Source organism: Bradyrhizobium sp. AUGA SZCCT0283, from assembly GCF_018130385.1.
GTDB lineage: Bacteria > Pseudomonadota > Alphaproteobacteria > Rhizobiales > Xanthobacteraceae > Bradyrhizobium.
In genome coordinates, this window is sequence record NZ_JAFCLU010000053.1 from 21,509 (window position 1) to 31,285 (window position 9,777).

General features: G+C 59.2%; 4 protein-coding genes and 2 pseudogenes. 4 read left to right on the top strand and 2 right to left on the bottom strand.

Features of this window, described 5'->3' with window-relative positions:
• The first annotated feature begins 18 nt into the window (after positions 1–18).
• The 3 genes and pseudogenes from JQ624_RS36185 (at position 19) to JQ624_RS36195 (ending at position 3,291) form a co-directional block, all read left to right on the top strand.
• The gene (locus JQ624_RS36185) at positions 19–1,665 is read left to right on the top strand and encodes a thiamine pyrophosphate-dependent enzyme (protein ID WP_212423651.1); all 1,647 of its coding nucleotides are present in this window, start codon (positions 19–21) and stop codon (positions 1,663–1,665) included.
• Between the two features lie 375 nt (positions 1,666–2,040).
• Positions 2,041–2,475: pseudogene (locus tag JQ624_RS36190) on the top strand (cupin domain-containing protein); the annotation flags it as partial.
• Between the two features lie 222 nt (positions 2,476–2,697).
• Positions 2,698–3,291 (top strand): NYN domain-containing protein, encoded by a 594-nt coding sequence (locus tag JQ624_RS36195; protein WP_212423658.1) that lies wholly within the window; start codon positions 2,698–2,700, stop codon positions 3,289–3,291.
• A 1,450-nt stretch (positions 3,292–4,741) separates the two neighbouring features.
• Here the strand turns inward: JQ624_RS36195 and ltrA are convergent.
• Positions 4,742–5,929, bottom strand: a complete 1,188-nt coding sequence (gene ltrA / locus JQ624_RS36200; protein WP_312014554.1) for a group II intron reverse transcriptase/maturase — start codon at positions 5,927–5,929, stop codon at positions 4,742–4,744.
• 1,314 nt (positions 5,930–7,243) lie between these two features.
• Positions 7,244–8,660: pseudogene (locus tag JQ624_RS36205) on the bottom strand (TAXI family TRAP transporter solute-binding subunit).
• Positions 8,661–8,989: 329 nt separating this feature from the next.
• Here JQ624_RS36205 and JQ624_RS36210 point away from each other — a divergent pair.
• Positions 8,990–9,777 (top strand): IS110 family transposase (locus tag JQ624_RS36210; RefSeq protein ID WP_212423653.1); only part of this gene is annotated, 788 nt, incomplete at its 3' end.

Consider the following 9,777-nt stretch of genomic DNA (forward strand, 5'->3'; position numbering starts at 1 on the left):
TAACTGAGATGGTGTGGCATGGCTTTTCGGGTTGCCGATCTAATCGTGGATACTCTGATCGCACATGGCGTCGACCGGGCATTTTGCGTACCCGGCGAAAGCTTTCTTGCGCTCCTTGACGCCCTGTACGAACGCGACGAGATCGACCTCGTGACGTGCCGCCACGAGGGAAGCGCCAGTCTTGCCGCAGTTGCCGACGCCAAGCTCACCGGCCGCGCGGGAGTGGTGATGGCGAGCCGCGGACCGGGCGCATCCAACGCGGCGCTTGGTCTCCATGTAGCTTCCCAGGAGGCCATACCCCTCGTATTGCTGGTTGGTCAGGTCGAGACGCCGGACCTCAATCGTGACGCAGTCCAGGAGATCGACACCGGGCGGGCGTTCAGTGGCCTCATTAAATGGTCCACTAGAATCGATTCGGCGGCCCAGGCGCCTGAGATGATGGCGCGCGCATTTTCCGTAGCGCTTAGCGGCACGCCGGGGCCGGTCGTGATCGAGCTTCCTCAAGATGTTCTCGAGATGGAGGCCGGCCTGCTCACCGCCAGGGTTCACGGCGTCACGCGAGCCGAGCCCAGTCGAGCCGCCGTCGAGCGGGCGGCTGCCCTGGTTGGCAACGCGGAGAGGCCGATTCTGCTGGTCGGAGGAGAGTGTCGCAGCGCGGAATTTCGCAAGGATCTGATCGCGCTGAGCGAGCGCTGGAATGTCCCAGTCGCAGTCACCACCAAGATGCAGGATCAGTATCCGAACGATCACCGGCTCTGGATTGGGCACCTTGGCTTCTTCACCTCGCCAGCTCATGTCAGGCTCTTTGAGCGAGCGGATCTGATCGTTGCGATCGGAACCCGGCTCGGCGATTTGTCTTCTCTGGGATTTCGGTTTCCGCGAAAATCGCCGACGCCTCAGCCCCTGGTTCACGTCTACCCCGATCCGAATGCGATCGGAACTCACTTACATACGAATGTTGCGATCGTCTCGTCGGCGCATCCCTTCTTAAGATCCTGGCTCGACTTGCCGGTCGTCGTACGCGAGCGCGGTGGGTGGATCGAAGCTGCGGCGAAAGCTCGAGAAGCGGTGCACGCATGGCCCGAGCAGCGTATCCCCGGCGCTGATGTCCTTGGCCATGCGGTTGCGGCCGTCGCCAAACTTTTCGGAGCAGATGGTATCGTGACGACCGACTCCGGCGACTTCGCCGCCTGGGTGCACCGGATATTCCGCTTCAAGCCGTCAGCTCGACTGCTCGGCTCCGCCTGCGGCGCGATGGGCAGTGGTGTTCCTTCCGCATTGAGCGCGAGCCTTCGCTATCCGAATCGTCAGGTGATCGCGTTTTGCGGCGACGGCGGTTTCCTGATGACCGGGAACGAGTTGGCAACTGCCGTTGCTCGCCGACTCAATATAAAGATCGTGATCTCCAACAATCAATCGTACGGCACCATCCGTTCGCATCAGGAGAGAGCATTTCCGAAACGTCCCTGGGGTACGGACCTGTCCAACCCCGATTTTGCGGCCCTTGCCCGCGCATTCGGCGCGCAGGGCTATACGATCACGAACGCAGCGCGGGCAGCCGAGGTCGTCGCGGAAGCAATGTCGGCGAACGGCCCCGTTGTGATCGAAGTTCGATCTGATGTACGCCAAACAATCGATCGATCCCTCGTTGCGGCGTCTGGCTGAGTGCTCTGACAGCCTGAATTTTCAAGAGTGAGGCAACGAAGGCGTTGGCGCGCCTAGTTTGGCTGCGTTGGTGGCGCGCGCTCGCCGAGTTTCATCCGGAGTTCGGCTCTTGGTACAAGCAGAGCAACAAGCGTAAGGGTAGCTCGCATGATCGCTTCATCTCAAGTTCGGACACAGCCCGAGGTGCCTCTTTGGAGGTAACCCGCGTTGAGCAACCGTTGAGCGCGCCGCCCAGCTACTACTTGTGGCAAGGTGGCCCCTTCAGTTTTTTTGCGATAGTCTAACTGTGTGGGTCCCGGAAGAATAACAGCCGCCACTAGCGCTACCGGGTATTTTTGAAGCCATGCATACTGATTCAATCCGTGGAGGTCATCGATGTCGCTTGCGCTTATTGAAACCGGCCATTGCAATATGGATCTCAAGCCGTCGCCGATCGAGCCATCCTGGATCCTTGAGGGCAATCCGGAAGCCCGCTCGCGCGAGCTGTCAACCAGCGCATGCGGCACCACCAGGACCCTGATCTGGTCCTGCACCGAGGGCAAGTTCAACTGGTACTACGATGTCGACGAAACCATCATGATCCTCGAAGGATCGATCGTGCTCGAGAGCGAGGGCATGCCGCCGAGGCGCTATGGCGTCGGTGACGTGATCTTGTTCCGCCACGGTGCGCACGTCAAATGGCATGTCGAGCACCATGTGAAGAAAATCGCCTTCTTCCGCCAGACCATTCCGTTCGGGCTCGGCTACGTCGTTCGCGCCATCAACAAGCTCAAGCGGATGTTCTTCGTCCCCGGCGGGCGTCGCTCCGCGCCACAACAAGACCCTGCCCCACTCTATGGTTTAGTGGGCAAGTCCACTCACATGCCGCTGCGGCCCGCATTTTCGTGGCGGCGCAAAGCACACGCTCTTTTTGCCGCGCCCTTCCTTGACGACCTGAATCTGGCGACGCTTGATGGCTTCCTAACTCTTGTACAAACAACGTGAACTGATGTCTCTAATGCCTTGTTGTCCGATTTGGGAACCATTGCCCAAATGTCATCTTGCTGTACCAAGATCGCACTCCTTATCGATGGCGCCAATCTTCATGCGACCAGCAAGACGCTTGGCTTCGACGTGGATTACAAGCGACTGCTCAAGGAATTCCAAAGTCGCGGCACAATACTTCGCGCCTTCTACTACACCGCGATCATCGAGGATCAGGAATATTCGTCGATCCGTCCCTTGATCGATTGGCTCGACTACAACGGCTATACTGTGGTCACCAAGGCGGCCAAGGAGTTCATCGACGCCAGCGGCCATCGCAAGGTGAAGGGCAGCATGGACATCAAGCTCGCTGTTGATGCCATGGAGCTTGCCGAGCATATGGATCAGATGATTCTTTTCTCAGGCGACGGCGACTTGCGCCCGCTGGTCGAGGCAATGCAACGTCGAGGAGTTCACGTCACCGTCGTCTCAACCATTGCCAGCCATCCTCCGATGATCGCCGATGAACTTCGGCGTCAGGCCGACGCTTTCATCGACCTCGTGGATTTGAAGCCAAAGCTTAGCCGCGACCCGTCCGAGCGGTCACCTTCGCGCGAGCCGCGCCATCACGCGTTACACTTGCAACGCGATCACGACAGCTGACAACGACCTTCAATGATCAAGTAACGCCTATCGCCCAATGTCTTGCTCTTTTCATTTTTGCAGCAGTGCAGACGAATCCTAGAATGAAAAGACCGCGGGCATTTTCGCGCTGCGGCCCCCGGGCTCAAATCCATGGGTATGAAAAACACTCGATCCGCCATCCCGGTTCTCCGAACACTGAGCCGAATATCTTCGAGTGTGGAGTCGCAAATGCTGTTCCAGACGAGGAGCACGTCGGCTGTTGCGCAACGGAGACAGCATCGAGGACGAACGCATGCTGCACTGATGCTCGGCACATCGCGCGCCGCTGTGCCCGCGCTCCGCCTCCTTTTTCCGTCGTTCCCAAACGGTCGAACCGTTCAATCCCTTCTTCCATGTCAGGCATTTTGCGGGCTGAAAATACCGTTGGTGGAAGAGATCCGTGCCGAGGCATGAACGTTGCGGTTGATACTTGACAACCGCTCGTACGTTGATGGGGCTAGCCAGGAAACGGACTGGATAAGCCTGATGCCCGCTTCGCCCCGGAAGCGGAGCAGGCGCGGTTTCACTTTCTGCAGCTCCTGCCAAGACAGCAGCCAACAGGCCGGACGAGGGTTACGAACTCCGCTTCGGGCGGAGTGAAATCAGTCGCATGAGTTACTACGCTACCTGCAACATTAGCTGACCCGTTGGATGCCGTCGCATCCAACGGGTCAGATCGCCTCGCCGTTGCGGACCTCCAACGCAATGCGGTTCCGAATCCCGGCAGCGAGACCGCCATAGTGAAACCGGACCCGCTTCTCCCATCGATGCACCGATGACTGCGTCCTTGCACCGACAATAAATGGCGGCGAACGAAAATAGCGACGTCTTTTCTTCAACGGGCAGCGGAACTCGCCTTTCCAAATGAAGCAATGGAAGGCGATTTAGACGAACAATATCAATTGGCTGGCGACGCAGTGATGATCGCACCGGTCTCCGCTGCAATTCCCTGCTAGCAGGGAATTTTACAGGGAAATTTGTGATTTTGGGCTCTGACACGGGGCTGCCTAGCCGAGAAAAGGCTGCCCCGCAACACTTTTGCGATCGTTCCCTCCTCCAAGTAACAGGGAAATACTTCGGGGTAACAGGGAATTATCACGAAACAACAGGGAATTATCACGAAACAACAGGGAATTTCACGCGGTATTGCCGCCTGACGCTATCCGGCAAGAGACCCCACGTTTGGGTTCGACCACGTTACCCCACACGCCGCCTTTACCCGGGGCCCTTCAGGCAACGTGTTGCGCCAATTTCAGATGTATCAGCGCGTCGTCTCGATGTCCGCTTTGCCCCGAGGATTCGGAAGTCGCCGTGCACCGACACTATGTCCGTTTGGTGCCATCGATCGGGATAGGGGGGAGCCTCGCGGCTCCGCCCCTCCCACACCACCGTACGTACGGCTCCGTATACGGCGGTTCGAGAAGTTACGCTAACGCGCTTCGATCAAGGTCGGGAGACCGAGCGATTTGAAGTGGGCATTGGAGAGCCCGACAGAGAGGGCTTTGCTCCGGGCAATATGCCATGGTCCACGGCCGCTACCGGCCGTATTGCGCAATTCCCCCGAGACTCCCAGCGCGATGAGTGCTGCTCGACGACGTCCTGGTGTTTTCCATTGGCGCCAAAGAGCGGCCCGCAATCGCAACCGGACCCAGCGCGTGAGGGCGATCAACACCTCGGGCGTTTCGCAAAAGCCGAAATAGCCGCGCCAGCCCCGCATATACTGGGCCAGTTCCTCCATTGTCGTCTTGATGCTGACGCCCTTGGCCCTTCGCGTGATATCCCGGATTCGCTGTTTAAACCGGTCCAGAGATTTCGGCGCAATCGTGCGCTTGATGTCCGGACCAGCCGTAAAGCTGAACCCGAGGAACTTCCGTTCCTGCGGTCGTGCCACCGCACTCTTTGCCTCGTTTACCTTGAGCTTGAGCTTTTGTGTGATGAAGCGCGTGATGCTCTCCATCACCCGCTGACCCGCGCGTTCGCTGCGAACGTAGATGTTGCAGTCGTCCGCATAACGAACGAAGCGGTGTCCCCGGTACTCCAGCTCGCGGTCGAGTTCGTCGAGCACGAGGTTACTGAGCAGTGGCGAAAGCGGTCCTCCTTGCGGAGTCCCTTCCACGCTCGGGCTGACCAGTCCGCTCTCCATCACCCCGGCATTGAGGAATGCCCGGATGAGCTTCAGCAACCGCTTGTCCTCGACGCGTTTGGCGATCTGGCCCATCAGTTTGTCATGATTGACTCGATCGAAGAACTTTTCCAAATCGAGATCAATCACCCAGCTGTAGCCTGCAGCGATATATTGCTGCGCTTGAGCCACGGCGTGATGTGCCGATCGGCGCGGTCGGAACCCATAGCTGTGTTGGGAGAACGTCGGGTTCCACCGCTTTTGCAGCACCTGCATCACCGCTTGCTGGACAAAGCGGTCCAGCACGGTAGGGATGCCGAGCTTTCGCACCCCTCCTCCATCCGGCTTCGGGATGTCCACCCGCCTCACCGGTTTCGGTTCGTAGGTCCCGATCAGCAGTTTCTCCCGAATAGCCGGCCAGTGCTGCTTCAGATAGTCGCCGAATTGGTCGACAGTCATCCTGTCGACGCCCGCACTACCTTTGTTGCTCTTCACTTGCCGCAATGCTTCCTTCAGGTTTGCTCGCTCACATACTTCCTCCATGATTCGATACGTGTTGGCTGGGCGTTCGGGCTCATTCACCACCGAAAGCGATTCGATGTCTTCCCCACCGCCTGCCGGGCTTCACCCGTCGGCACCGATGAGAAGTCCAGTCTCAACTGGATGTTCAGCCGCTTGTCGCCTTCGAGACTCATGTCCTACTTGCCTCTCCTCTCGTTCGGGCCTTCAGCCACCGTTCCCGGCTCGACCTATCTGTTGACTCCGCCTTTCGGCACGGAGTGCCTCACTAGCCTTGCCGACGACATGACCTAATACGCCCTCTGCTGACTTCTGCCCTGCGGTCAGACCGCCTCACGGCGCTCTCAGTCGCCGAAGCGACACCGAGCAGATCTCCTGGGGTAAGTTCAGTCGCTTTCCGTGCACCGTCGCCGGATCTACGCTTCGCATCCTTGATGGATATGGACTTCGCGGTAAGTCGCCCGCTCGTCCGACTCTTGTCCATCGACTCGCACGTTTGCTCGACGCTTCCTTCAGACCTCGCCTCGCGGCGACAGCCCTTGCGTTCTTGCTAACCCTTCACCTCCATCAGGTTGGGTGGAGGACTTTCACCTCCAAGCTACTGAATATGCCCAGCACACGACTAAACCGCTCGCGCGGTAGGGCGCTGCGGCGGGCGGCATGGGCGTGCCAATAATGGATGAACGATGGAGCGTCTTACCTGACGATGAGGGGCCAGAAGCACGGCCCCAGAATCGACGATCGGTCAGCATGATGATCGCGCGATCTATCATCGACGGCGTTGGGAGCGCACCGGACGTAGCGCGACGACATCTGCATCGCGGACGTTTCGAATACCCGAACCGATGCGATCGGAGATGCAGTCATGATCGCGAGTGGTGTATAAGGCGAGCTCGAAACAATTCTGTTGGACGCTGTCACGTGGAAATATTTGTTCGGCCGATGCGGTAGAAAGGCTGCCATCAGGCACATAACGCACAAGTTGCAATATGTGCCCTTTTTACAACGCGTAACTCTTTGAAATTACAGGAGCGGCGAAAGGTGTTTTCCCCATTCGCAAAGTTCGTGCCATATCGTAAAAGTTGTGCTCACATTCAGGCACGACAGCCGTCAAATCCCCCATAGCGTCTGACGCGCCACCTCGCCACACATCCCGCGGTTTCCTCCATTGAAGGTTTGCGTACGCCGGCCCCGTGCGCGCGGCACCACCGTCATGGGGCCGGCATCCGCAAACCTTCAACAGCGGAAATTCCTTCGCGGGTTACGCGCACGCTGTCTGCACACGCTACGTCATCGTTGAGACGTGAGGCTATGGCCTCTCGCCGCGCCGCGAGCCGATTCGAGCGTGTCCGCTTGCAATGCCGCGCGCCTCTCGACGACGGCGTGATTGAACAGTTCGAGCACCAGAACAAAGGCCGCCAGTTCCTCTTCCTCGATGGCGCCGTCATCGTAACATTCGAGCGTTTCACTTATGATGGCGTCGACCTCGCGCTGCATCGCCTGCAGTTCCCGGTTGGATTCCGCGGTGCGTACGCTGGAAACCATGGCCAGGATTCTGTTGCGATGGCTGGTGTTTTCGCCCTTTCATCCCGATTCAAATAGTGACGCAACCAGGCGCCGGCCGAACCGATCCCGGAAAGAAGCAGGAGCGAAAACCAGAAGTAATCGCCGTACCTGTCGAGGAAGGTGCGTTCGGTGCCGTCGATGACAGCTGCCGCTCCCCGATGCACCGGCAGCTCGGCGTCTTTCTCGGTGTCCGGCTTGGTGATGTGCGCAGCGCCAGGCACTTGCCTGGCAATCGCCTGACGGACGGCGAATAGCTGCCGGAAAAATGCCGCAGCCGTCGTTTGAGACAAAGCCTTTCGCGCCATGATCAGGTGGCTGACGTTGACGGTCTCGACTTTGTCGTCCGGCCAGGCCGGATTCGCATTGAAGATGCTGGGTGGAATTTCCTCGGATTCATAACGCGGGTGCTTCAGGGCGATGGCTTCCGATGCCTCGATCGCGGCTCGCCTCGCGACCGGGCCGTCGCGGTGATGGCGTCGGAGGTGATTTTGCTATCGAGCGGACCGACCGCCATAAATGCATCGAGAGTCGGGTCGCGCGCCAGCTCCTCGATTTGGTCCGTGCCAAATTGCGTTTCCCCGACCTTGTCCGCCTCCACGCCGGAGGCGCTCAGAATGACCCGCAGCAACGCGGCGTTCGCTGGCGTCAGGCCAATCATACCGACCCTGTGCCCTGCGAGATCGGCGATCTCCTTGATTTTCAGCGCGGGCTTTCTTTTGGAGCTCTTGTCCGCAAGTCCGGAAGGCGCCCACAGCACAACGAAGTTCTTACGCACGATGGCGACGGTCTGTGCGTCGGCCGGCATCTCCAGATCGCCACGACCGACTGCAAGGTCGGCCTTCCCAGCACCAAGCAGGGCGAGGGCTTCGACCGCGCCGTCGGTCGTGATAAGAGACAGCCTGACTGTCCTGCTTTCGCTGGCGAAGGCCCCGGCCGTCGCCTGAATCACTTTGTGATCGTCGCTTCCCGGCGGTCCGACCGCAATCCGGAGAGTTACCGGCTGCAACGCATAATACAGTGCGCCCGCTGCGGCGCCAAAAATAAGAAATCCAACCGCCAAGACCAGCAGTAAGGTGTTGCTCCTTCTCCGCCGTCGGCGGGCTGCGTCACTGGTTTCACTTGTACCATCGGACGAGGACATTTCCGCTGCCAGTCGGAGATCAAAAGCGCTTCCTGCTTTGCAAGAATACCACATTTTCCAAGGATAACGTCGCAGCAGCGACCTTGGTTTCACGAGCGGAACACCATATGGCGGCCTGAAAAATGCGACTGGCTGGCTATGGTCTCGACGACGCTTGCCGAACAACCACGACACTGAATGAACGTCCGATACTGGAAAGGGTCGATGGCCGGAATGGGACGACATACCATTGCCTAGAGGCCGACTTCCGGTAATGGGATGGTCCGGCCGTGCTCCTGCCCCGCCAGCAAGCGAAGCTGGCAAGGGGCGCCAAAGACGAGGAGCACGCCATGTCTCAGACACCCAATACCGCAATCGCCGTGATCGGCATCGATATCGGCAAGAACTCGTTCCACGTCGTGGGCCACGATGCGCGCGGTGCCATCGTGCTGCGGCAAAAATGGTCACGTGGCCAAGTGGAAGCGCGGCTCGCCAATATACCGCCTTGCCTAATCGGCATGGAAGCCTGCGTCGGCGCACATCACCTGAGCCGCAAACTCGCATCGCTTGGTCACGATGCCCGGTTGATGCCGGCCAAATATGTCCGCCCCTATAGCAAGGGACAGAAGAACGACTTCAATGATGCCGAAGCGATTGCCGAAGCCGTGCAGCGCCCGACGATGAAGTTCGTGGCGACCAAGACCGCGGAGCAACTGGATCTGCAGGCGCTGCATCGGGTGCGCGAGCGGCTGGTGTCGCAACGCACCGGCATCATCAACCAGATTCGCGCCTTCATGCTGGAACGCGGGATCGCCGTGCGCCAGGGTATCGGCTTCCTGCGCACGGAACTGCCCACCATCCTTGCGACGCGCACCGATGCCCTGTCGCCACGCATGTTGCGTGTCATCGAGGAGTTGGCAGGCGACTGGCGCCGGCTGGATCAGCGCATCGATGGCCTATCCGGCGAGATCGAAGCACTGGCCCATCAAGATCAGGCATGTTCGCGCCTGATGACGGTGCCTGGCATCGGGCCAATCATTTCGAGCGCCATGGTGGCCGCGATCGGCACTGGAGACGTATTCTCCAAAGGCCGCGACTTCGGCGCCTGGCTCGGACTGGTGCCCAAGCAGATCTCGAC

What these genes read in the sequence shown, in the direction of transcription:
- JQ624_RS36185 (WP_212423651.1), top strand. Translation starts at nt 19, where the DNA reads ATGGCTTTTCGGGTTGCCGATCTAATCGTGGATACTCTGATCGCACAT.
- JQ624_RS36195 (WP_212423658.1), top strand. Translation starts at nt 2,698, where the DNA reads ATGTCATCTTGCTGTACCAAGATCGCACTCCTTATCGATGGCGCCAAT.